21 protein-coding genes are annotated in these 21,950 nt (G+C 61.0%); 2 read left to right on the forward strand and 19 right to left on the reverse strand.

What is annotated here, in order from left to right; genetic code table 11:
- Positions 1-25: 25 nt before the first annotated feature.
- Genes GN330_RS03050 through GN330_RS03080 form a run of 7 tightly spaced genes read right to left on the reverse strand, consistent with a single transcriptional unit; the run spans position 26 to position 8,836 of the window.
- Positions 26-433 carry a rhodanese-like domain-containing protein gene (locus GN330_RS03050; protein ID WP_156711191.1) on the reverse strand — a complete coding sequence of 136 codons (408 nt, stop codon included), beginning with the start codon at positions 431-433 and terminating at the stop codon, positions 26-28.
- A gap of 44 nt (positions 434-477) precedes the next feature.
- Positions 478-2,403: an AMP-binding protein gene (locus GN330_RS03055; RefSeq protein ID WP_156711192.1), complete on the reverse strand. Its 1,926-nt coding sequence runs from the start codon at positions 2,401-2,403 to the stop codon at positions 478-480.
- 52 nt (positions 2,404-2,455) lie between these two features.
- Complete coding sequence (locus GN330_RS23645) at positions 2,456-4,147, reverse strand: hydantoinase B/oxoprolinase family protein (protein WP_281349376.1); 1,692 nt, start codon at positions 4,145-4,147, stop codon at positions 2,456-2,458.
- Positions 4,144-6,228, reverse strand: coding sequence for a hydantoinase/oxoprolinase family protein (locus GN330_RS03065; protein WP_197435008.1), 2,085 nt, complete (start codon positions 6,226-6,228; stop codon positions 4,144-4,146). Before GN330_RS03065 ends, GN330_RS23645 begins: the two co-directional genes overlap by 4 nt.
- A gap of 34 nt (positions 6,229-6,262) precedes the next feature.
- Complete coding sequence (locus GN330_RS03070) at positions 6,263-6,850, reverse strand: VOC family protein (RefSeq protein ID WP_246188479.1); 588 nt, start codon at positions 6,848-6,850, stop codon at positions 6,263-6,265.
- 49 nt (positions 6,851-6,899) lie between these two features.
- On the reverse strand, positions 6,900-8,093 hold the full coding sequence (locus GN330_RS03075) for a CoA transferase (protein ID WP_197435009.1): 1,194 nt from the start codon (positions 8,091-8,093) through the stop codon (positions 6,900-6,902).
- Positions 8,094-8,095: 2 nt separating this feature from the next.
- A complete protein-coding gene (locus GN330_RS03080) occupies positions 8,096-8,836 on the reverse strand; it encodes an enoyl-CoA hydratase-related protein (protein WP_197435010.1) in 741 nt (246 codons plus the stop codon).
- A 257-nt stretch (positions 8,837-9,093) separates the two neighbouring features.
- Between GN330_RS03080 and GN330_RS03085 the strand changes: the two genes are divergently transcribed.
- Positions 9,094-9,789 (forward strand): Crp/Fnr family transcriptional regulator, encoded by a 696-nt coding sequence (locus GN330_RS03085; RefSeq protein WP_156711197.1) that lies wholly within the window; start codon positions 9,094-9,096, stop codon positions 9,787-9,789.
- A 25-nt stretch (positions 9,790-9,814) separates the two neighbouring features.
- On the opposite strand, the gene GN330_RS03090 is transcribed toward GN330_RS03085, so the two are convergent.
- The 8 genes from GN330_RS03090 to GN330_RS03125 form a co-directional block, all read right to left on the reverse strand.
- Positions 9,815-10,795, reverse strand: coding sequence for an NADPH:quinone oxidoreductase family protein (locus tag GN330_RS03090; protein ID WP_156711198.1), 981 nt, complete (start codon positions 10,793-10,795; stop codon positions 9,815-9,817).
- A gap of 15 nt (positions 10,796-10,810) precedes the next feature.
- Positions 10,811-11,704 carry an LLM class flavin-dependent oxidoreductase gene (locus GN330_RS03095; protein ID WP_197435011.1) on the reverse strand — a complete coding sequence of 298 codons (894 nt, stop codon included), beginning with the start codon at positions 11,702-11,704 and terminating at the stop codon, positions 10,811-10,813.
- 130 nt (positions 11,705-11,834) lie between these two features.
- Entirely contained in the window at positions 11,835-13,109 is a 1,275-nt protein-coding gene (locus tag GN330_RS03100) for a TRAP transporter large permease (protein WP_156711200.1), read from the reverse strand.
- Between the two features lie 13 nt (positions 13,110-13,122).
- Positions 13,123-13,614, reverse strand: coding sequence for a TRAP transporter small permease (locus GN330_RS03105; RefSeq protein WP_197435012.1), 492 nt, complete (start codon positions 13,612-13,614; stop codon positions 13,123-13,125).
- A 35-nt stretch (positions 13,615-13,649) separates the two neighbouring features.
- Positions 13,650-14,681, reverse strand: coding sequence for a TRAP transporter substrate-binding protein (locus tag GN330_RS03110; protein WP_156711202.1), 1,032 nt, complete (start codon positions 14,679-14,681; stop codon positions 13,650-13,652).
- A 36-nt stretch (positions 14,682-14,717) separates the two neighbouring features.
- Entirely contained in the window at positions 14,718-15,155 is a 438-nt protein-coding gene (locus tag GN330_RS03115) for a RidA family protein (RefSeq protein WP_156711203.1), read from the reverse strand.
- Between the two features lie 293 nt (positions 15,156-15,448).
- Positions 15,449-15,865: a hypothetical protein gene (locus tag GN330_RS03120; protein ID WP_156711204.1), complete on the reverse strand. Its 417-nt coding sequence runs from the start codon at positions 15,863-15,865 to the stop codon at positions 15,449-15,451.
- A 66-nt stretch (positions 15,866-15,931) separates the two neighbouring features.
- Positions 15,932-16,255 (reverse strand): 2Fe-2S iron-sulfur cluster-binding protein, encoded by a 324-nt coding sequence (locus GN330_RS03125; protein WP_156711205.1) that lies wholly within the window; start codon positions 16,253-16,255, stop codon positions 15,932-15,934.
- A 99-nt stretch (positions 16,256-16,354) separates the two neighbouring features.
- Between GN330_RS03125 and GN330_RS03130 the strand changes: the two genes are divergently transcribed.
- Positions 16,355-17,269: a LysR family transcriptional regulator gene (locus GN330_RS03130; RefSeq protein WP_156711206.1), complete on the forward strand. Its 915-nt coding sequence runs from the start codon at positions 16,355-16,357 to the stop codon at positions 17,267-17,269.
- A gap of 299 nt (positions 17,270-17,568) precedes the next feature.
- Here GN330_RS03130 and GN330_RS03135 read toward each other — a convergent pair whose 3' ends face one another.
- The 4 genes from GN330_RS03135 to GN330_RS03150 form a co-directional block, all read right to left on the reverse strand.
- Positions 17,569-19,068 (reverse strand): tripartite tricarboxylate transporter permease, encoded by a 1,500-nt coding sequence (locus GN330_RS03135; protein ID WP_156711207.1) that lies wholly within the window; start codon positions 19,066-19,068, stop codon positions 17,569-17,571.
- A complete protein-coding gene (locus GN330_RS03140) occupies positions 19,065-19,547 on the reverse strand; it encodes a tripartite tricarboxylate transporter TctB family protein (protein ID WP_156711208.1) in 483 nt (160 codons plus the stop codon). The genes GN330_RS03135 and GN330_RS03140 overlap by 4 nt, the downstream gene beginning before the upstream one ends.
- A gap of 79 nt (positions 19,548-19,626) precedes the next feature.
- Positions 19,627-20,727 carry a Bug family tripartite tricarboxylate transporter substrate binding protein gene (locus GN330_RS03145; protein ID WP_197435013.1) on the reverse strand — a complete coding sequence of 367 codons (1,101 nt, stop codon included), beginning with the start codon at positions 20,725-20,727 and terminating at the stop codon, positions 19,627-19,629.
- Positions 20,669-21,907 carry an NAD(P)/FAD-dependent oxidoreductase gene (locus GN330_RS03150; protein WP_156711209.1) on the reverse strand — a complete coding sequence of 413 codons (1,239 nt, stop codon included), beginning with the start codon at positions 21,905-21,907 and terminating at the stop codon, positions 20,669-20,671. Before GN330_RS03150 ends, GN330_RS03145 begins: the two co-directional genes overlap by 59 nt.
- Between the last annotated feature and the right edge of the window lie 43 nt (positions 21,908-21,950).

Here is a 21,950-nt window from a genome sequence, read left to right on the forward strand (position 1 = left end):
TTGCTCGCGCGGCCTTTGGCAGTCGTCAGGCAGGTTGGCGGTTCTTGTCTTCGTCCTTCTTGACGGGCCCCCCAGCCTCGACCCAGCCGGTGAACCCTTCCCTGATATGAGCGGCTTCGAAGCCCATGTCCTGGAGCGTCGCGACCGCCAGCGCCGAACGCCATCCGGAAGCGCAATGGAAGATGAACTTCTTGTCCTGCTGGAAGTCCGGCTTGGCGTATGGGCTCTCCGGGTCGACCCAGAATTCGAGCATGCCGCGGGGCGCGTGCATGCTGTTTTCGATATAGCCGGACCGCTGACGCTCGCGAATGTCGCGAATATCGACAATCACTACGTTGGGATCGCTGGCGAGCCGGATCGCATGCTGTGCGGATATCTCCTCGATACGATCACGTGCGCTGGCCACCATCTGCGCTGACGTTTTCTTCAACATACTTCACACTCCAGACTGTCGGGCCAGCCGGTTGCCGCCCTTGTTCAATCGGTCGAAACGGTGGCGCTCCGGATCATGCCGCGCGCGCCGAGGGCGTCGTTGATTTCCGGGAGCGCTGCTGGATCCTCGATGACGGCCGGCACCTTCCATTCCTCGCCATTGGCCATCGCGCGGATAATGCCCCGCAGGATCTTGCCCGAGCGTGTCTTGGGAAGGCGATCGACCTTCACCGCGCTCCTGAGCGCGGCGACAGCGCCGATCCGCTCCCTAACCAGGGCAACCAACTCCTTCTCGATCTGGTCGGTGTCAGTCCGCGCTCCGTCCCGGACAACATAGAGGCCAAGCGGGAGTTCCGTCTTCAGCTCGTCGGCAACGCCTACCACAGCGCATTCGGCAACGTCGGGATGGCTCGCGATCACCTCTTCCATGGCGCCGGTCGACAGCCGGTGGCCGGCAACGTTGATGACGTCATCCGTCCGAGCCATGATGTGGACATAGCCGTCCTCGTCCATCACGCCGGCATCCGATGTGGCGTAATAGCCCGGAAACTGCGAGAGATACGAGTTGGTGAACCTGTCGTCGGCATTCCACAGTGTCGGCAGGGAAGATGGCGGCAACGGAAGCTTGCAGACGATGTTGCCGAGGATCCCCGGAGCCACCTGCACGCCCGCATCGTCGAGGACGCGAATGTCATAGCCCGGCATCGGCACGCCGGTCGAACCGGCCTTGTCCGGCAGGATGCCGAGACCGACGGGATTGCCCGTCATCGGCCAGCCTGTCTCCGTTTGCCACCAGTGATTGACGACCGGACGGCCAATATGCCGCCCCGCCCATTCGATGACGGCCGTGTCGGCGCGCTCTCCGGCAAGGAAAAGGGTGCGGAAATTCGAAAAGTCGTACCGACGGACCAGATGGCCGTCCGGGTCTTCCTTCTTCACCGCGCGAATGGCGGTCGGCGCGGCGAAGAGTGCCGCGACCTTGTGTTCCTGGATCACCCGCCAGAAAGCGCCGGCATCAGGCGTGCCGACCGGCTTGCCTTCATAGACAACGGTGGTGCAGCCGTGAAGCAGCGGCGCGTAGCAGATATAGGAATGACCGACGACCCAGCCGATATCGGACGCAGCCCAAAACACGTCTCCCGGCTCTACGCCGTAGTGGTAGCGCATACTCCATTTCAGAGCGACCATGTGACCGCCATTGTCGCGGACCACGCCCTTCGGCTGGCCGGTCGTACCGGATGTATAGAGGATATAAAGCGGATCGGTGGCGGCGACTGGCACACACTCCGCCATGTGGCCTTGCGCCAGCGCGGTTCCGACGAGATCCGCATAATCGGCATCGCGCCCCGGCGTCAGGTCGCAGACCTGCGCATCGCGCTGCAGGATCAGGCAGAAATCCGGCGAGGAAACCGCCAGATCGAGCGCCTCGTCGAGAAGCGCCTTGTAGTCGATCACGCGCGAGCGCTCTATGCCGCAGGACGCCGAGATGATCGCCTTCGGCCGGGCGTCGTCGATCCGCGTCGCGAGTTCCGGCGCCGCGAAGCCACCGAAGACGGTCGAGTGAACGGCGCCGAGACGGGCGCAGGCCAGCATCGCGAAGATCGCTTCCGCGACCATCGGCATGTAGATGATGACCCGGTCGCCCCTGGTAACACCCTTGGCACGCAGCACATGCGCCAGCGCGCCGACATGGGCCTGCACTTGCGTGAAGGTGAAGCTCGTCTTCATGCCCGTGACCGGACTGTCGTGGATAACCGCCGTTTGGTCACCACGTCCGCTGGCCACATGCCGGTCGACGCAGTTCCAGCAAGTGTTGCAGGTGGCTCCGACAAACCAGCGGCCGTAGATGCCTTGTCCGGGATCGAACACCCGCGACGCCGGCTCGACCCAGTCGATCTCGCGAGCTGCAACGGCCCAGAAGGCTTCCGGGTCGGCCTGCCATTTCCGGTATGTCTGCATGTAGTTGGGCATATGTTTTGGTTACCTGATGGGATGATGCGAATGACGGCGACCAGCCCGGACGTTACCCGTCGTAGCCGTAGACCGCATGTGCAACTTCCTGTGAGATGATGCCGGCCCTGATATCCGCCTCCACCAATTCGCGGCTGCGCCTCTTCGGATCGCCCCAGCCTCCGCCGCCCGAAGATCGTACTGTCAGAACACCGGGCGCGAGTTCGGCAACACCGAAATCCTCCAGCGCGCCGATCTCTCCGTCGCCCGCTTGCGCTACGACCTCGCCACGCGCGCCGCTTGTGCCATGGACGACCCCGAAGCCGGTCTGCGCGCCCACGCCCTCGCCACGGAGGTTGTGACGGGTCGGCGTCAGGAACTGTACCGAATACTCCACCCCGGCACCGCCGCGATACTCTCCCGCGCCGGCGCTGTCGCACCGGAACTCGTGGCGCAGGAAGCGCACCGGATAGATCTGCTCGTAGAGTTCGAGATTCGGAATGGTGATCGCGCCAAGGCTCTGGAGCTGGCCTATCTGGTCGAAGCCATCGCGCACCGCCATCGCGCCGCCGCCCGGCTGCGCTGCCATGTGGAACATGACGAACAGTTCGTTGGTGTCCGGTCGCCGCCCGAAAGTGACCGGATGGCACGGTTTGCCCCAGCCGGCCGACACCAGGTTCGGCATAACGTCTTCAAACGCCCGCCAGCAGGCATGGACGATCTCATAGGTCGGGTGATGCGTGCAGAACGTCACTGGCGCGGGCGCGACCGGATTCACGAGGCTTCCCAACGGCGCCTTGACCGTGATCATCCGGTAGCTGCCGCTGTTCAGTGGAATGCGCCCGCCCAGCAAGGTCGCGAAGGCCAGATACACCGCCGAGCAGGTATTGGTGTAGGAACTGTTCTTGTAGGATTCGATCTGCGGACTCGTGCCGGTGAAGTCGACCTTGATGTCGCTGCCTTCGACCGTTATTTCTACGCAGATATCGATCTCGCGTTTGCTGATGCCGTCATTGGTCATGAAATCCCGGCCGCGATAGACGCCGTCGGGAATGGCTTCGACCTCTTTGCGAACAATACGCTCGGCATAATCGAGCACCCCGACGCAGAAATTGCCGAACTCGGCGACGCCAAACTGGTCTGCCATTTCGCGGATGCGCGTGCCGCCCACCTTGACCGCTCCAACCATGGATTGCAGATCCGCCGCGACCATCTCGGGAAAACGGGTGTTGAGCGTGACGAGGTTGACCACGTCGTGTTTGAACTCGTCCCTGTCGTAGATCTTGACCGGCGGAATGCGAATGCCCTCTTGGAAGATTTCGCGGGCGAGCGGGTTGTAGGTGCCGGCGACACCGCCGCCGATGTCGACCTGGTGCGCGCGCGAACAGGCGAAAGCGAGAAGCTGCCCGTCGTGGAACACCGGCATGATCACCGTGAAGTCCGGCAGGTGATTACCCCCGGCTACGTAGGGGTCGTTCAGAAGGAAGACATCGCCGTCGCGGATATCGTTGCCCCAATACTCGATCAGGCGCTCGACCGCGAACCCGCCCCCGCCTGTGTGGATCGGCACGCCGTCGGCCTGCGAAATGAGGTGGCCCGCAGCATCGGTCAGGTAACACGAGAAGTCGTGCGACTGGTTGAAGATCGGGCTGCGGGAAGACCGCAGCATGACGATCCCCATCTCGCGTGAGATGAAGTTGAGCTTGTTTTCGAAGACCGACAGCGAGACGGGATCGATATCGGTTTTCTGCGCAACGTTGATCATGCCGCCGAGCCTTTCTTGGACTGCTTGATCGCATAGTTTCCGAACCCGTCCACGGTGGCGGTGTCGCCGCGATCCAGGAGTATCGACGTCGTTGCTTCCTCTATGACGGCGGGCCCGGCGATCGTCTGGCCGGGTACCAGATCGTCGCCCTTCCAGACGTCGATCTCGACTGGCGTCCTCGACCATTCGAACCACGCCGTCCTGTTCTTGTGGGGGCCCGCCGCCGCGTCGGAGAAACCCTCGCGTCTCGGCCATTCGAGTTTCGTCAACTTGCCGATTGAATTGACCTGCAGACTGACCAACTCGAGCGGGCCGTCGGGATGCTGGTGATGGTAGAGTTCCTGATGCTGCGCATGGAATATCTCAGCGGCCGCCGCGAGCGACGCGCACGTGACGGGTAGCGCGACCGGAACCGGAATGCTCCATACTTGGCCAACGTAGCGAAGCTCGGCAACGGCTTCCGCCGACTGCCTGTCTTCCGGAAGTCCCGTGCGGGTCAGCTGCTCGCGAGACCTCGCGACGATGTCCTCGACCGCGTTCTGCAGGCCGTCGATATCCACCTCCCCCAACGGCCTGATGACGCTGATGACCTGATCCTGGAGCACATCGGACTGCATCATGCCGACCGAGCAGGCGACCGATGCCTGCCTTGGAACATAGATCCCGGCCATGCCGAGCATCCGGCACACGGCACTGACGTGCAGGCCCGACGCTCCGCCTGCTGCCACAAGCGTATAGTCGCGCAGGTCGAGGCCGCTTTCGGCCGCGAGGATCGTCAGGGAATTCGCCATGTTGTTGTTCGCGATATGCACCACCGACAGCGCCGCCTGCTCGAGGCCGATACCGAGCGGCGTTGCAAGCCTGGCATCTATCGCCGCGCGCGCGCCCTCGATGTCCAGCACCATGCTGCCACTCAGGAAGGTATCGATGCCAAGCCGGCCGAGCACGAGATTGGCGTCCGTGACGGTCGGCAGCTGGCCGCCTTTGCGATAGCTGACCGGCCCGGGTGTGCTGCCGGCGCTGTCCGGACCGACGCGCAGCAGACCGCCCTTGTCGATGCGAGCTATGGTGCCGCCGCCGGTGCCGATCGTGCGAATATCGATCGAAGGCACGGCCATGTGGTAACCCTCGATATCGGTAACCGCCTTGGAACCGACCTTCTTGTTCTGGGTGACGAGTATGTCGATACTCGTACCGCCCATGTCGAAGAAGACGACATTGTCGTTGTTGCTTGTTTCGGCCCATCCGAGCGCCGCGGACGCGCCAGCGGCCGGGCCGGACAGGACGGCCCTCACCGGCGCCGTCGACAGCATGGCGACATTCACCAGACCGCCATTGGACTGCATGATCAGCGGTTCGCAGGGAAGGCCGCGGCCGGTAAGGCCCTCGCATAGTCGGCGCAGATAGTGGACCGTCTTCGGACCGACATAAGCGTTCACCACAGCGGTCGAAGTGCGCTCATACTCGCCGATAACCGGCATGAGTTCGCTGGAAACCGAGATGAATATCTCGGGCAGACGCCGACGCAGGGCCTGCGCGACCGCCGCCTCGTGCGTATCGTTCAGATAAGAATTGTAGAGGCACACGGCCACGGCTTCGACCCCCGCGGCCTCAATGTCGTCGACCAGACGCTCGACATCAGCCGGGCACGGTGCCTTGATGACCTCGCCGGAAGCGCCGATGCGTTCGGCGAGCGTGAAACGCAGCCAGCGCGGGACGAGTTCGGTCGGATGCGGTTTACCGATATCCCAGACGTCCTGGCGAATACCTCTGCGGATGGCGAGACTGTCGCGAAAGCCTTCGGTCGCGATCAAGGCAACCTTCGCGCCGCGGCCCTCGACCATCACATTGGTGGCGACCGTGGACCCCAGGCCGAGGAATCCGGTCTGCGACAAAAGCGCCTCGACCGATATCGCGAGGCTCCGCGCCGCGCTATCCAGCACGTCGAACACGCCCACGGCCGGGTCCGGCAGCGTCGACAGCGCCTTGAATATCTTGAGCTGGTCGTTGACGGCCTCGTGATCGAGGACCGAAAGATCCGTGAACGTACCGCCCACGTCGATACCAATACTGAACCGCATCCGGCGATTTCCCTTTAAATCAAACAGTGCCGGACTATTCGTGGTAAATGCCCTTCTCGCGCCGCTTGACGATGCCCGCATAGATCTCGTCGCGCTGCTTGAGGATTTTGCGCGCCTCGTCCGCCCGTGTCAGGAGCTGCTCCTTGCTTGCGGTCGGATAGGCCAATTCGAGGCGGATGCCGTTCGGATCGCGGAAATAGATGGCCTTTGAGCTGGCATGGGTCGTCGGACCGATCACGTCGACGCCGTTCGCCACGAGACGTTCCTTGGCGTCGATGAGCGCCTGCTCGCTCTCGACGGTCAGCGCCAAATGATTGACCCAGCCGGGCGTGTCGTCGGGATTGGTAACACCCAGACCGTCAAAAAGGTCGAAAAACGCGATGCAGCCGCCGTCCGCCATTTCGAAGAAAAGGTGGAAATAGGGGCAATACTCGCCCGTCGACGGCACGTGGTCGTGCCACACAATGCCGATCAGCGGCATGTTGAGAATATCTTCGTAGAAGTGCCGCGTCTCCTCGGAATCACGGCAGCGATAGGCGACGTGATTGAGACCCATGAGGCGCGGAAACTTGTCGCTCATCGTGTAGCAAACGGGCGTGCGGGCAATCGATTCGACGGTCATTTTCTCACTCCTTCGTCTCTATGCGAGCGTTTTCAAGACGGGCGGGGTATCAGCGCGTGTACTGCTCGATCGTCCGCGTGGCCCCGAGGCGGTCGAGCGCTTGCGCATCCATGCCAAGCAGGTCGCGCAATACCTCGTGGGTATGTTCGCCAAGCCTCGGTGCAATACTGTTCTTGACCCCGGTTTCCGGCATCGAGCGGAATGGAAGGCCGAGCATCTTCACCTCGCCCAAACCCGGCTGTTCGACCGTCTTTACCAGTTCGAGATGGACGACCTGCGGGTCTTCGAACACCTGCGGAAATTCGTAGACCGGACCAACCGCGATCGCGAGCCGGCTGAGCCGCTCCACCCATTCGGCGGTCGTGGCCTCGGCGATATGGGCGTCCATGCGGGCGCGAAACGCGTCGAAATTGCGTAACCGATCGCCGTTCGTTTTGAAGCGGCTATCCTCGAACATCTCCATATCACCCAATTCCTCGCAGAGCTTGCGCCACTGCGCGGGACTGGTCAGGACGATCGTCACCAGCCCGTCGCTCGTCTCGTAGACCTCGCCAGGCGTGACGCTCGGCGAGCGGTTGCCGAGACGTTTGGGCGGTTTTCCAGATTCGTAATAATTGGCGACCGGGTCGGGAAGCAGGCCGAGCGCGGAAGCAAGCAGGTTGACGTCGATATAGGCGCCCTCGCCCTGACGTTCCCGGCGTAAAAGCGCGGCATTGATGGCGCCGAGCGCCGTATTGGCTGCGGCGACATCGGCCAGCGAGCCGCCTGGCCTCGTCGGCGGATGGTCGGGCATGCCGGTCAGCGCCATGAAGCCGCTCATGCCAAGTGCGACCGAATTGTATCCGCCGCGACGTGCATAGGGCCCCGTCTGGCCGAAACCGGTGATGGAGGCATAGACGATGTCCGGCTTGACCGCCTTGACGGATTGATAATCGACACCGAGTTTGGCCGTCGCGCCGGGCAGGAAATTCTCGATGATGACGTCCGACTTTTTGGCGAGAGCCAGAATGATATCCCGCCCTTCCGGCTTGCCCATGTCGACGGCGATGCCGCGCTTGCCCCGGTTGAATGACGTGAAGGAAGCCGTCAGCCCGGTATTGCCGCGCAGCCAGCGCATGTCATCGCCACGGCCCGGCCGTTCGACCTTGATCACGTCGGCCCCCATTTCGGCCATCACCGCGCCGACAAGCGGGCCGGCCAGGATGCGCGAAAGGTCGAGGACGCGGATGCCTTCGAGAAACACGATCAGTCTCCCCGCGACAGGATGGTCTCGATGACGGATGCTGATTCCGGCGTACCCACGCGCGCGATGTGGTCGATACGCGACTTCATCTGGGCCAGGGGAAGGAACGGCTTGTCAACCAGCGCTTCAACGAGCGCGTCGGTGCGCGCGTCCAGGTCCTCCGGCGAGGCAACCTCCGTCAACAGCCCTTGCTCGACCAACGAAGCGGCGCTGTGGCGGCGGGCAAGCAGGATGATTTCCTTGGCCTTGGCGGGCCCGACGAGGCGAACGAGACGCGTTGTCGTTCCCACCCCGAGAAGCACGCCGAGCTCGACCTCCGGGATCCAGAACTGAGCGGCATCGCTGGCCACACGAAAGTCGCACGCAAGGGTCAGTCCCCAGCCCGCACCCACGGCATGACCGCCGATCTTTGCAACAGTGACCTGTTCGAGCGACTCCAACGCGGTGGTGGCGCGTTCGAACAGCCTGCGGAACTGGCTCTTCCTGCCCGCGAACGCCTGTCGACGGTCGGCATCCGAACTGCCCGCCTTCACGTTGGTCTCGGCTCCAGCCGAAAAAACCGGCGGCTCGGCGGAAAGGACGATCACCCGCGTTTCGGTATCGTCACCAAACGATGCGAGCGCGTCATTGAACTCGGCAAGCATTTCCTCGCCCAGCGCGTTGCGCTTTTCCGGCCTGCTCAGCGTGACCGTCGCGACAGCAGCTTGGCGCCGGATTACAACGAATGGCTTGCGTTCTTCCACTGGCGGCGCCCTTTCGATTCTCGTTTGCCATGCGACATTGGGGACTATAGGCACAGGCGGTGAAGCGTCTGTCATTCACTTAACAGTGGCGCGGACAAGAGTGTCGCATCCTTTTTGGCGTTGGTACGACGCGTCACCGAAACGATGCAGATACGCAATATGGACGACCGGTCTTCCGCAATGTTCATGACAAACGGCAGAACCATGGAGTATGAAGCCCGCGGATCTGCCAACGGCGCGATGCGAGGTGCCGAATTTTGAATGCGAGCCCCATACCGGATTTCGAGGACGCGCTCGGTTCACTCGATCCCCAGGAGCGCGCCAGGGTCCGGTCAAAACTGCATCGCCTCACATTCGAGCCGAAGCAGCAGATTTTCGGCCTGGGTGAGGGCAGCTCCAACCTGATGATTGTATGCAGTGGACGGGTCAAGACTTTCACGGTGACCAGCGACGGACATCAGGTGACGACCGGAATCTGGGGAGCCGGCTATGTTCTCGGGTTGATCAGCGGTCTGGCGGGAATGCCTCGCGTCCTGTCCTGTGAAGCCATCGACAAGACGAAGATGGACCGGCTGTCGATGCGCGACCTCGAAGTGTTGATGGCCGACATACCGAAGTTCGGCTACCAGATGGCGTCGCTGCTGGCGCGCACGGCCGCGGTATCGGTGTCCCGCATCGCCGTATTTGCCACCGCACCGGTGCGGGGACGACTGATCGAAACATTGCTGACACTGGGGCGATTGCCAGGCGCCCAGAGCGGGCCGGACAGCGCATTCATTCGCGGCCTCAGCCATGAAGACATAGCGAACATGGTCCGCGCCTCCAGGCCTTGGATATCACTGACAATCCGCGACCTGGAAGATAAGGGTTATCTGAAGATCGGCCGCATGCTGATCGAAATCCCAAGTCTTTCCGCGCTGGCGGAAGCCGGTCAGGAAGAACTTTTCGGCTGATCCGCTTGTTGTTGGCCGATCCGGCTCAGTTGATCGTGAGAACAACCTTGCCGATGACCGACCGTTCCTGAAACCGAAGTAGAAGTTCCACTGCCGAATCCAGCGTCCCGGTGTCCGAGACATGGGGCCTAAGCGAGCCACGCACGATGAGATCGGTGAGAAGCGCACCGACTTGCGTACGGGCTCCCGCATTGCGCTCCGCGTAGCTGCCCCAATAGACACCGAGAATGTTGCGCTCGTTCAAAAGCGCCAAGTTCAGGGGAAGTCTGGGGATGCTTCCCTGCGCGAAACCGACGACCAGATGGCGTCCTCCGTACCCCAGAGACCGGAACGCTGGCTCGGCGAGGTCTCCACCCACCATATCGAGAACGATGTCGATGCCGGCTGATCCGAATTTTTCCTTCAGCGTCTCGCGCAAGGACGCTTCTTTGTAATTGACAAGCGTGCCGGCTCCCATGCTCGCGCAGGCGGCAAGCTTTTCCTCGCTGGATGCGCCAGCGATCGCATGGCTCCCGAAATGTCTACACAGGTCGAGCGCCGCCATGCCGACGCCGCCCGAGGCCCCGAGCACCAGAACATTGTCACCAGGCTTCATTTGCCCTCGATTCACGAGAGCGTGCCACGCGGTCATGTAGGTGAGCGGGAAGGCAGCACCCTGTTCATAAGACATTTTTTCCGGCAGTTTCACCGCGCGGCTCGCGTCGAGCACGATCTCCTGGGCGAACGCGCCCCAGGTGACAACCGCGCAGACGCGGTCCCCCGCAGCGAAGTCGCTCACATCGGCGCCTACCTCGATCACGTCGCCGGCCAGTTCCATACCGGGCGTGAACGGTAGCGGCGGTTTCACCTGATACTTGCCCGCAACGATCAGGCTGTCCGGAAAATTCACCGCGGCGGCGCGGATGCGCACCCGTATCATCGAGCCTCCGGACAGTTCCGGCTCCGGAATGTCTTCGATCCTGAGAGCCGAAACGCCGGCATAGTCGCGGCAAACAAGCGCCTTCATGATGTTTTCTTCCTGTCACTCTGTTGGCCGAGGCCCGGAGGCACGCACTTTCGGGGCAATCTCGGCGGCGATCACGTCGAGCTGTTCAAGCTCGTTGAAGACGGGATTGAGCACGACGACATCCGGGCCGCTGTCGAGAAGCGGTCCCAATTGCTCAAGAATGGTTTCCGGCGTTCCCCAAACGGCCACCTTGTCGACGTCGGTGGGGTCGCGCCCGCTATAGGTGCGACCATACCACTCCCGCAACTTGTCTCGAGCGTTGTCCGGCGAAGTATCGACGGCCATGTAGACACGCTTGCCGACCCGGAAGCTCTCCGGCGTATGGCCCGCCTGCGCCGCGATATCACGCACCATCGCAAGCTCCTCCAAATAGCGCCCGGTAGAAGACGCGCCGGGCGACAGCCAGCCCGAACCGAGCCTCGCGGCCCGCTTGATCGCGAGCGGGCTCGATCCGCCGAACCAGATCGGAGGGTGCGGTTTCCGGACGGGTTTGGGATTGAGGCTGCCATCCTCCACCTCCCATCGCGGAGAATGGTCGGTGACGGAATCCTCCGTCCAGAAGCGTTTCATCAGCTTGATGCAATCTTCGAGTTGGCCGCCGATCTTCTCGGTCGAAAGGCCACAGGCGCGATAGGCTTGCGGATCGCTACCGGCGGCCACGCCAAGCAGGACACGCCCTCCCGACAGATGGTCGAGAGTGGTAATGGATTTCGCCAGCAAAACAGGGCTGCGCAGAGCGGCCTGAAGAATGCCGGTCGCGAGCGTCACCCGGGAGGTAAGCGCGGCCGCGAACGTCAACAGCGGCAAAGCGGACAGGCGCGGTCCTTCGCCGAAGAGCTGTTCCGTCACCCACAGACTGTCGAAACCCGTTTCGTCCGCTTTGACGAGATATTGGCGCAGGCGGGCCATATCGAGCGCCTGGGGCGAGGATTGCGGAATCGGCAGGCCAACTTGAACCGACATAATTGTGCTCCGACTTCTGTGCGGCTTGTGATTGCGTGGGGCACGCACATCGCCCCGAATTGCTCGCGGACGGCTATCAACCAGGCAGAATCAGGGAAGGCAGCCCCGGCCAGATACTGAGAATGGCGGCGAGCACGATCAGCGCCGCGACAAACGGCAGCACGCCGGCAAAGATCGTCTGGATGGGCACGTCCTTGGCGAAACCGCTTACAATGTAGGCGTTCATGCCCACTGGCGGCGTCAGCATGCCGATCTGGCAGACGAGAACGACCATCACACCGAACCAGATCGGATCGACCTGCAGCGAGGTGACCAGGGGGAAAAATACCGGAAGAGTGAGCAGCAGCATGGAGATTTCGTCCATTACTGCTCCCAGCAGGAGATAGATCACGAAAATACCGACCAGCAGCGAGGCCGTCGACAGCCCGGATTGGGAGAACCATTGTGCGACCTCCATCGGCATCTGTGTCAATGCAATGAAGAACGAAAACAGATCGGCGCCGATGATGATGAGAAAGATCATGGCCGTTGTCGCGGTTGTATAGAAGACGGCCGACTTGAAGTCGGCGATGGACAGGCTTCGACGCACCATGCCGAGCAAGATGGTACCGATCGCGCCAAATGCGGCGGCCTCGGTCGGGGTCGCCACGCCGGCATAGAGGCTGCCGATAACGGCTGCGAACAGGATGACAATTTGCCAGATGTCCAGCAGACTGCGGAACCGCTCTTTCCAGCCGTGGCGTTCACCGGCCGGTGCATCTCCCGGGCGGAGCCTTACCCAGATCATGATGACGATCATGAACAGGATTAGGCCAATGATGCCGGGAACGATGCCGGCCAGAAGCAGCGCCGCGGGCGATGTCTCGGTTATGATCGCGAACAAGATGAATATGATCGACGGCGGAATCATGATCCCGAGCGTTCCGCCGGCCGCGATCGATCCCAAGGCAAGGGGATTGGAATAGGCGTATCGCCGCATCTCCGGCAGAACGATTGTGCAGACGGCTGCCACCGTCGCCAGCGAAGAACCGGATATCGCGCCGAACAGCGCGCTGGAAAAAACGGCCGAGATCGCGAGACCGCCGCGCCAGTGCCCGAACCAGACATTGGCGACACGGAACAGGTCGCGGCTGAGGCCCGACCGGGCGGCTGTGTAGCCCATCAACAAAAACAGCGGAATGGTCAAGAATGTATAGGAGCTGGCCCGCTCGAACGGCGCGCTCCTGAGCACGTAGAACGCCGCGTCCCAATCGGCAATCATCGCGGTCCCGATCACACCCGTGATGGCCATCGCCGCCGCGATCGGAACCCGCAGGAGCATGAGCAGCAACATCGCCGCAAAGCCGCTCAAAGCTACAACGATGCTACTCAAAGGTGGTTTCCTCTGATGGCGTGCTGGCTGCGTCTTCCGGGTGAGTTCGCGCCTCCCTAACGGCAAGCATGAAACCCGCCAGGGCGGCCAGCCAAGCACCGAGCGTTCCCACGGCCATGAAAGGCGCCACCAGGATCGGCGAGGACAAGGTTGTCATCCCGATTTCGGCCGCATCCAAGGTCAGAAAATACATCCAGTAGCCCACGGCCGCGCACATTGCAGATACGGCGAGCGCGCCGACAATCTTGAAGAACCGGTTGACTTGCCCTGGCAACCGATCGGTCAGCAGGACGACCTTGACGTGCGTGCCCGACAAGGTCGCGTATGGCAACGCGAGAAAGATGCAAGCTGCCAGTATCGGACCCGACATCTCGACCATTGCCGGAATGCCGGAGGCGAAGAACGAACGCAGGATCGCATTGATGACGGTCGCGACCCCGGTCAGCACCAACACCAACCCGGATAGCAGCGCGACGAGACGCAAGATTGTCTCGACGCGCCGCGCAATCCGGGTCGAACTCACTTGTGTTCGCCGCTTTCCGCGACGATACCGCGTGCGGCATCGAGAAGCGCGGCCGCATCGTCGACGCCACGCTCTTCGGCCGACTTGACCCATTCGTCATAGATTGCCGCGGTTTTCTCCTGCCACCTGGCCCGCTCTTCGGCCGACAGGGTGATGATTTCATGCCCCTTCTCGACAAGCGCCGAACGTGCGTTCTGGTCGTTTCCATCCCATTTGGCCCCGATCTCCGCCCAGTAGCCGGAGGCGGGCGACGTGCTCTCAAGAATGAGGGCCTGAAGATCCTCGGGCAGCCCCGACAGGCTTTTTTTGTTCATGAAGAGAGCGAATGTCGTGGAGTAGGCGGAGACTTCCGTGTGGTACTTCGTCACTTCATCCAACTTGAACGCAAGAAGCCCTTCATAGTTCAGCACCAGACCGTCGAGCGTGCCAAGCTGCATCGCCTGGTAGATTTCCGATGATGCCATGCCGACCTGCTGGGCCCCGAGCGCCTGAACCATCTCGCCGACGACGGCCGTCGGGGTACGGATCTGGAGACCCTTGAGGTCTTCCATCTTGCCGACAGGCTTGGTCTTGGTGCTGATGTGGCCGGCCGGCTGCGTGTTCATGGCCAGAACCTGAACGCGCGGATAATCCTTGGAGACGTAATCATCCCAGAGCTCCGCGAGCAGGCTGGAGCCCGTTTCTGCCGACTTGAACAAGAACGGTAGTTCAGCAACGCTTGTGCGTGGAAACCTGCCAGGCGACCAGCCCGGAATACCGTACGCAATGTCGGCTAGCCCTGCTTCCACGCAGCCATACTGTTCCGTCGGCTTGCAGAGCGATGAGCCGGGAAACAGTGCTATCTTGAGCCTGCCGCCGGATTTCTCCTCCAACATCTCGACCCAGGGAACAAGAACCTGTTTGTGATGCGTCGTGACCGCGGGCAGCATACTGGACAGCTTGAGTTCGTATTCCTGCGCGGATGCGGAATGGGTCGACGATGCGAAGAGAGCCGTTCCTAGTGTCAGAATTGCCTTGAGCGTTTTCATTGGTTCCCCTTCTCAGCTTTCTGCGGTTTTGTGGAATCAGGCCGGGATGATCGCCTCGGCCTCGATCTCGATCTTGCCACCCGGGCGGACAAGTTTCGTGCATTCCACGAGTGTGCTCGCCGGGAAAGCGTCGCGGGAAAAATACCTGCCGCGGACTTCGTGGAGGATGCGTAGATTCTCATCACTCAAGTCGGTCACGAAAATCAGCGTGCGCACGATGTTGTCCATCGTCGCGCCCTGATACGTCAGGACTTCACGAATGTTCTGCAGGGTTTTGTCGCACTGCTCCTCGAAGCTCGCACTGACGATGTTGCCCTCGGCATCGGTCGCAAGCTTGCCCGAAATGTAAAGCACGGCATGGGTGGGCAGCTCCACGCGCACAACATCGCAAAAGGCGGCCGGTATGGCGGTGCCGATGATCCCTGGAATATTGCGATTGGGATTTTTCGCCAACGAAACCGATGAACGCCGCATTCGTCTCTGTCCTGAGTCTGTTGAGATTCAGGACAGGTTAGTGGGTACCGCGGGAACCGTTCTGTTTAGCACCTTACAAAGGGTATCAAATTCTTACCTGCAAAAGGTAGACGCCCTATGGCCAGGCACCGTCTGATCGCCTGGCGGCCCGAGGCAGTGTCGAGAAAGTGACGGCCACGGCCGCCGGACAGAAGAAGAACTGTACCGCAACGGCCGCAAAAACGCCGACATGCTCACACGCGCGTCGGGGAACATATCGGCGCTGAATAGAATCTATCGATACCCAATCCAGGTCAGGGAGCTGCGTCGGCCCGTGCCACAAAATCGATCAACTCGGTCGACACGATATCGTCGGGCTTGCCGCTGCACCAATGAATTAGTGCCGTCATGTCGGTGGATATGCCGCCATGCAAAGCGCCGGGTGCGTTAAACATGAAGGACCCCTCTGGCGCGACGATTCTGCCCTGAGTATCATAGTAGGCCCCCTTGAGCAGGTATACTTCTTCACCCAGTTCCGGTGCGCGGCCAACGATTTTCCAAGCCTTGCCTTCCGGAGCGATGAAGCGTGCGATGATCGTAAGGCCATGGTCGTCACGCCGCAGAACACGGCGAAAGCGACCATATTCATTCCCGTCCGTCCATGTGATGTTATAATCCGCAGGCTCCCACGGGCTATCTTCCGGCCCGATGCTAAATGATTTCTGTCTCATAGAATATTCCTCCTCCTGAAGTGAGGACGCATTCGTCCCGCAAGTTGTGATTGGGTTTTCAGATGTTCAAAGTTGTGTCTGCGGAATCGTCACGCGCAATCCTTCCATCGAAGAATCGACGACGAGCTGACATGCAAGCCGACTGTCATCCCGACGCGGCTCGGCAACGTGATCCAACATTTGTTGCTCCATCTCCCCGACGCGCGGCACATCGGGAGCCGAAGTCGAATCAAGATAGACATGGCAGGTCGCACAGCAGCATGCGCCACCGCACTCCCCCAATATACCATCGATGTTGCTGTTTACAGCCGCACGCATCAATGTCTCGCCAACAGGAACATCTATAGTATTTGAGGTATTCATGCTATTTATAAACGTTACCAACGGCATATTCTACTGCCTCACCTCAATATGAAAGACAGTGACAAAATTAATTTATATTGCAGCAACGTCAAACGCGAACTTTCACTCACATCATAAGACGGCCTTATGAACGTAAGCCTGCGACAACTCCGCGCTTTTTTAGCCACCGTCGAGAGCGGCAGCTTCACACGTGCTGCTCACCGTCTCCATCTGAGCCAGTCGGCTGTAAGCATGATAATACGTCAGCTGGAAACCGAGATTGGTCTTGATCTGTTCAGTCGTGAGCGAAAACGTCTGATCTTAACGGAAATGGGACTGCAACTGGTCCCGATCGCCCAGCGCATGATGGACGAACTGGATCTAATCGCGTTGCGCGCTTCCGAAATCCAGCAGTTGCAAAGCGGGTCTCTACGTATGGCTGTGCCGGAAGTCATGGCTTGCACGCTGATGCCGCCAATACTGACCATCCTCAACGACACACATCCCGCGATTGCGATCAAGTTGCTGGATACCCCTTTGACCAACATCCCCGTGGAAGTGGCACGCGGCGCGGTCGAATTGGGAATCGGTCCCGAACGGTCGAGCGATCCGAGCGTCGAACGCACATTTTTATGTAGCGTGCCGATCTGCCTTGTCTGCGCAACGTCGCATCGCGCCGCCCGACGCAATTCGATTAAATGGAGTGAATTGCGTGACGAAAAATGGATCTATTATCCAAGCACTTTCAGCAAGCAGATCCAGGCCGCGCTCGGCCAGCTGGATATACCACGCCTACCCGATGACGCGACCATCGTCGAACGCTTGACCACCGCTCTCGCCCTGGCCGGTCAAGGCGGCGGGGTTACCACCGCGCCAAAATACGCGGACGCGCTCCACAAGGATTTTCAAGTGCGCTTTGTTCCCTTGGTCGAACCGCAAATCAGCAGCGTATTGTATGTCTACAAACGCCACGGCCATACACTCTCCCCGCCTGCACTCAAATTTCTTGAACTGCTTTCGAACGAAAGCCGTCTCGCCGGTGACATTGCTCCCAGGCCCTAAGGCCCATCGAATGCGCCTATACGCTTTCGCGTCAACCGACCCGAGCCATCGGCTCCATCCATCTCGCGATTCGTCCCTCCCAAGGATGGACTTGCCCGGAGTAAATGGAAGGACTTTCTGATAGAGCGGGATGCGACGGGAAACCAGCCACCGGAATAAAGCCGAATGCCTGCGTTGCGAATGGCGAGGAGACGATCACTTACAACCCCGTATCTGGCTTTTCGGCATCGCCGCTCTCGACCCCCCCGGACGACGTTTCGTGGCCGGCCTACGCCACGGCGCTGTGGAATAGACCGCCTTCAGTTTCCAGCGAAACGCTTGCGAAGCCCCGGCAGAAATGCCGCGGCAAGGAACGCGGCACTGACCACCAGGAATGCCAGGCTTATCGGACGGTCGATGAAGGTCGTGATGTCGCCACGCCCGAGCAGCAAGGCGCGGCGGAAGTGTTCCTCCATCAACGGCCCCAGGATGAACCCGAGCAGCACTGGCATCGCCGGATAATCAAAGATGCGCATCAGGTAGCCGACAAGGCCGAAGCCGAGTACGACGAATATGTCGAAGACGTTGTTGTCGGACGAATAGACGCCGACACATATGAAAACCAGGATCGCCGGATAAAGCAGGTGATAAGGAATCGACAAAAGCCTGACCCAAAGACCGATCAGCGGGATGTTTAGCACGAGGAGCATCAGGTTCCCGATCCAGAAGCTGATAATCAGACCCCAGAACATCTCGGGCTGGTCATTGATCAGATTCGGCCCTGGCGTGATGCCGTGCAGGATCATCGCACCGAGCAACACAGCGACGACGGCATCGCCGGGTATGCCAAGGCTGAGCGTCGGGATGAACGCCGCCTGGACCGAAGCATTGTTTGCCGCTTCCGGTGCCGAGATACCTTCGAGCGCGCCCTTACCGAACTCTTCCGGCGTCTTCGAAAGACGCTTCTCAGACGCATAGGCCATGAGCGACGCAATCCCCGGACCCGTACCGGGAAGCGCTCCGACAAACGATCCGATCACCGAGCCCCGCAAGGTCGGCGCCCAGATACGTTTCCACTCATTTCGCTTGGGCCACATCTCACGAAAACCGATCCGGCCCACTGCCATCGGCTTGCCCTGCTCACCGCCGATATTCGCGATGATTTCCGCGACGCCGAACAGGCCCATCGCGAGCGCCACGAGACTGAACCCGTCTGCGAGTTCCAGAATGCCGAAATTGAAGCGGAACATGCCAGTATTCACGTCCGTTCCGACAAGTCCAAGGGCGATCCCGAACACGACCATCGCAAGCCCCTTGAACGGCGAGCCGACAGTCATCGTTGAAGCGGCGATCAGACCCAGCAGCATGACTGAGAAATATTCAGCCGAAGAGAATTCCAGCGCCAATTCCGCGATGATGGGTGCAAACCCCATCACCAGAACGATCGCAAAAGAAGAGCCGACGAAGGAGTTTATCGCGGTAACGAAGAGAGCCAGCGGCGCCTTGCCCTGCTTGGCGAGCGGATAGCCGTCGAGGCAGGTGATCGCCGCGGTCGCCGTTCCCGGCAGGTTCAGCAAAATTGAGGCGGTCGATCCGCCATACTGCGCACCGTAAAAGATGCCGGCGAGCATGATGAGGGCGGCGGTCGGGTCGAGATAATATGTCATCGGCAGCGCGAGCGAAATCGCCGCAAGCGGGCCGATTCCCGGCAGGACGCCGACGATCGTGCCCACCGTCACACCGACAAAGCAGAAAAATAGTCCCTCGACGCTCAGCGCTTTGGCAACGCCAAGCGCGATATGGGCGTAGAAATCACTCATCGGGGCCCGAAAACATTGACCGGCAGCCCGAGCCCCCAAATGAAGAGCAAGGAGCCGAATACCGCCATGAAGGTGGCGATGCCGCCGACGGCCCACCAGTTGCGGCGGATTTCGCCCAGTGACGAGATGAACACCAGCGCGAAAGTAGCCGCGACGTAACCGGTGCGATCCACCAGTGCCGCGAAAGCGACCATACCGATCGTGACTGACAGCACGGCACGCCACCCGAAGGCGTCCGGACCCGGAGCGCCTTCATCCGCGGGCCCTTCATCCGCCTGCCGCGAGCCGTACCAGCTTTCCAGCGCAATCACGATTCCGAGCACGGCGATCAGACAACCTATCACCAGCGGAAAGAATCCCGGCCCCGGCCGCAACATCTTACCAAGCGGATAGGTCGATGCCATCGCGGCAAGACCGGCCCCGAACGCCGCCACAACCGCCGCGGCCGAATAGTCCCTCAGGGGTGTGTGAACTGTCATGCGCGTCCGTCCCGCCTTTGGCGGGCTGCCCTTGCGGACAGCCCGTCTATTCTTTTTGGTTCAGCCCGACGGCCGTGTGTCACTTCGGTCCGATCCCAGCGGCCTTGACAACACCTTTCCATTTTTTGACTTCGTTCGCGATGAACTCTTTCGACTCTGCCGGTGGCATGCTCTCGATGAGGAAGCCTTTCTCCTTGAAAAAGGCCTGCAGCTTGTCCGATTCGAGCGCCTTGGCGATTTCGGCGTAAAGCGTGCCGAGGACTTCCGGCGGCGTGCCAGCCGGAGCGAAGATGCCCTGCCAGGAGAAGGCGGCGTAGCCGTCGATACCGGCCTCTTCGATCGTCGGCACATCCGGCAGCATGTAATGGCGCTGCGTCGAGGTGACGCCGAGCGCCCGCAGACGGCCCGTCTTGATGTGTTCGGAGGTCACGAGGATGTCGCCGAACATGGCGTCGAGTTGCCCGCCAAGCAGATCCTGCAGGGCCTGCGCACTGCCCTTGTAGGGCACGTGCAGGAGTTTGGTGCCTGTTTCCAGTCCGAAAAGCTCACCGGTCATGTGCATTGATGTGCCGACACCGGGTGTTCCGTGCGTGAAGGTCTCCGGATTTTCCTTCGCATAGGCGATCACGTCCGCGACGCTGTTGAATTTGCTTTCCGAATTGACAACAAGTACCAGCGGGGATGCGATAACGATCGAGACAGGGTCGAAGTCGGTCACCGGGTCATAGGGCAGATCGTCACGTAGCGCGGCGCTGATTGCGTTGGAGCCCGTGACGCCCATCAGAAGCGTGTGGCCGTCGGGGTCGGAGGTCGCGACATAATTCGCGCCGACCGTGCCGCCTGCGCCGCCGCGGTTCTCCACGACGACCGGCTGGCCGAGGGGACCGGAGATTGCCTCACCGATCTGGCGGGCGAGAAGATCGGTCGAACCACCCGGCGGGAACGGGACAACCAGCGTAACCGGCTTTTCGGGATAACCGTCGGCGGCAACGGCCGGCGAAGCAAGGCCGGCCGACAGGCCGGTTGCCGCGGCGATTGCGAGGGCTGCGCCGAGGAGTGATCTCCGATCGATTCTCGTTTTCATGATTCTGCCTTCCTCTGTTGATTTCGACTTCTTGTTGCTATTGAAAACGGGTCGGACTGAAGGGCTCCAGATCGATTTCCGTATCGCGACCGGCAACGAGGTGGGAGATTTCGCGTCCGGTTGTCGCGCCGCCGCACATGCCGACATGTCCGTGCCCGAAACCAAAAAACGCGTTCTCCGCGGCTGGCGCGCGGCCGATTACGGGCAGGCTGTCGGGCAAGCAGGGGCGATGCCCCATCCAGTAGGAGTTTTCCGAACCCTTCAAACCCGGAAAGAGGTCCTGCCCCTTGCGGAACAGTGCCTCCGAACGGCGATAGCGCGGTTCCGCGTCGAGCCCGGCGAACTCCACCGTGCCGGCGAGCCTAAGACCGGCCTCCATCGGATTGACCATTATATTGTGCTCGACCGCCATCACGTTTCGGTTCAGTCGGATATTCGGATCTTTCACGGTTACATGATATCCGCGCTGGCTCTCGAGCGGCACGCGGGCTCCGAGCCTGCGCGCGAGGGCACTCGACCAAGCTCCGGCGGCGATGACCACACCGTCCACGTCCAGTTTCTCGCCGTCGTCGAGCAACACCGAGCCAACAACGCTGTCGCGCAACTGGAAACCGGTCGCGGCGGCACGCATGTGGATCGCACCATCCTTGATCGACTGGCCGTAGATCGCCTTTACGAGCGCCGATGGGTCGGGCGTCGATCCGTTATCCGGTGCGAACTGTCCGAACCGAAAGATGCCCTTTAGTTCCGGTTCAAGCGCGCCAAGTTCCTCGCTGTCGACCTCTTGCATCTCGACACCGAGACTGCGCCTGAGGTCCATTCCCCATTTCCACCGTTGGGCGGATTCGCGCGACGAATAGACGTAGAGACAGCCGTTTCGTCTGATCAGCGACATTGCGCCCGCGCGCTGAAGCAACGGTTCGTAGGCATCGAATACCGGCCGCAGGAGATTGCGCAGGGCGCCGGCGATGCGCGCGACTTCCTTCTCGTTCGAGGCTCGCATGAAACGAAGCAGCCACGGCAGCACGCGCGGAAGATAGTGCGCGCGAATGACCAGCGGGCCGTCCGGATCGAGCAACCATTTGGGGATATTGCGCCACATTCCCGGCATGCCGACAGGCAGGCAGGCACTCGGCGAGAGCGACCCGGCATTGCCGAACGAGCATGCCTCGCCTGCCTCGCGCGGATCAATGTAGGTGATCTTGTGGCCGTCTCGCTGCAACCATGCCCCGGCGCATGCGCCGACAACCCCCGTTCCCAAAATTGCGAAATGCAAGCCGTCCGCCCAATGCTAATTCTTGATCACCCTCTTGTTGTGC

Origin of the sequence: Nitratireductor arenosus (assembly GCF_009742725.1) — a bacterium.
GTDB lineage: Bacteria > Pseudomonadota > Alphaproteobacteria > Rhizobiales > Rhizobiaceae > Mangrovimarina > Mangrovimarina arenosa.

What these genes read in the sequence shown, in the direction of transcription:
- GN330_RS03050 (WP_156711191.1), bottom strand. Translation starts at nt 433, where the DNA reads ATGTTGAAGAAAACGTCAGCGCAGATGGTGGCCAGCGCACGTGATCGT.
- GN330_RS03055 (WP_156711192.1), bottom strand. Translation starts at nt 2,403, where the DNA reads ATGCCCAACTACATGCAGACATACCGGAAATGGCAGGCCGACCCGGAA.
- GN330_RS23645 (WP_281349376.1), bottom strand. Translation starts at nt 4,147, where the DNA reads ATGATCAACGTTGCGCAGAAAACCGATATCGATCCCGTCTCGCTGTCG.
- GN330_RS03065 (WP_197435008.1), bottom strand. Translation starts at nt 6,228, where the DNA reads ATGCGGTTCAGTATTGGTATCGACGTGGGCGGTACGTTCACGGATCTT.
- GN330_RS03070 (WP_246188479.1), bottom strand. Translation starts at nt 6,850, where the DNA reads ATGACCGTCGAATCGATTGCCCGCACGCCCGTTTGCTACACGATGAGC.
- GN330_RS03090 (WP_156711198.1), bottom strand. Translation starts at nt 10,795, where the DNA reads ATGAAGGCGCTTGTTTGCCGCGACTATGCCGGCGTTTCGGCTCTCAGG.
- GN330_RS03095 (WP_197435011.1), bottom strand. Translation starts at nt 11,704, where the DNA reads ATGGCCCGCCTGCGCCAATATCTCGTCAAAGCGGACGAAACGGGTTTC.
- GN330_RS03110 (WP_156711202.1), bottom strand. Translation starts at nt 14,681, where the DNA reads ATGAAAACGCTCAAGGCAATTCTGACACTAGGAACGGCTCTCTTCGCA.
- GN330_RS03115 (WP_156711203.1), bottom strand. Translation starts at nt 15,155, where the DNA reads ATGCGGCGTTCATCGGTTTCGTTGGCGAAAAATCCCAATCGCAATATT.
- GN330_RS03120 (WP_156711204.1), bottom strand. Translation starts at nt 15,865, where the DNA reads ATGAGACAGAAATCATTTAGCATCGGGCCGGAAGATAGCCCGTGGGAG.
- GN330_RS03125 (WP_156711205.1), bottom strand. Translation starts at nt 16,255, where the DNA reads ATGCCGTTGGTAACGTTTATAAATAGCATGAATACCTCAAATACTATA.
- GN330_RS03130 (WP_156711206.1), top strand. Translation starts at nt 16,355, where the DNA reads ATGAACGTAAGCCTGCGACAACTCCGCGCTTTTTTAGCCACCGTCGAG.
- GN330_RS03135 (WP_156711207.1), bottom strand. Translation starts at nt 19,068, where the DNA reads ATGAGTGATTTCTACGCCCATATCGCGCTTGGCGTTGCCAAAGCGCTG.
- GN330_RS03140 (WP_156711208.1), bottom strand. Translation starts at nt 19,547, where the DNA reads ATGACAGTTCACACACCCCTGAGGGACTATTCGGCCGCGGCGGTTGTG.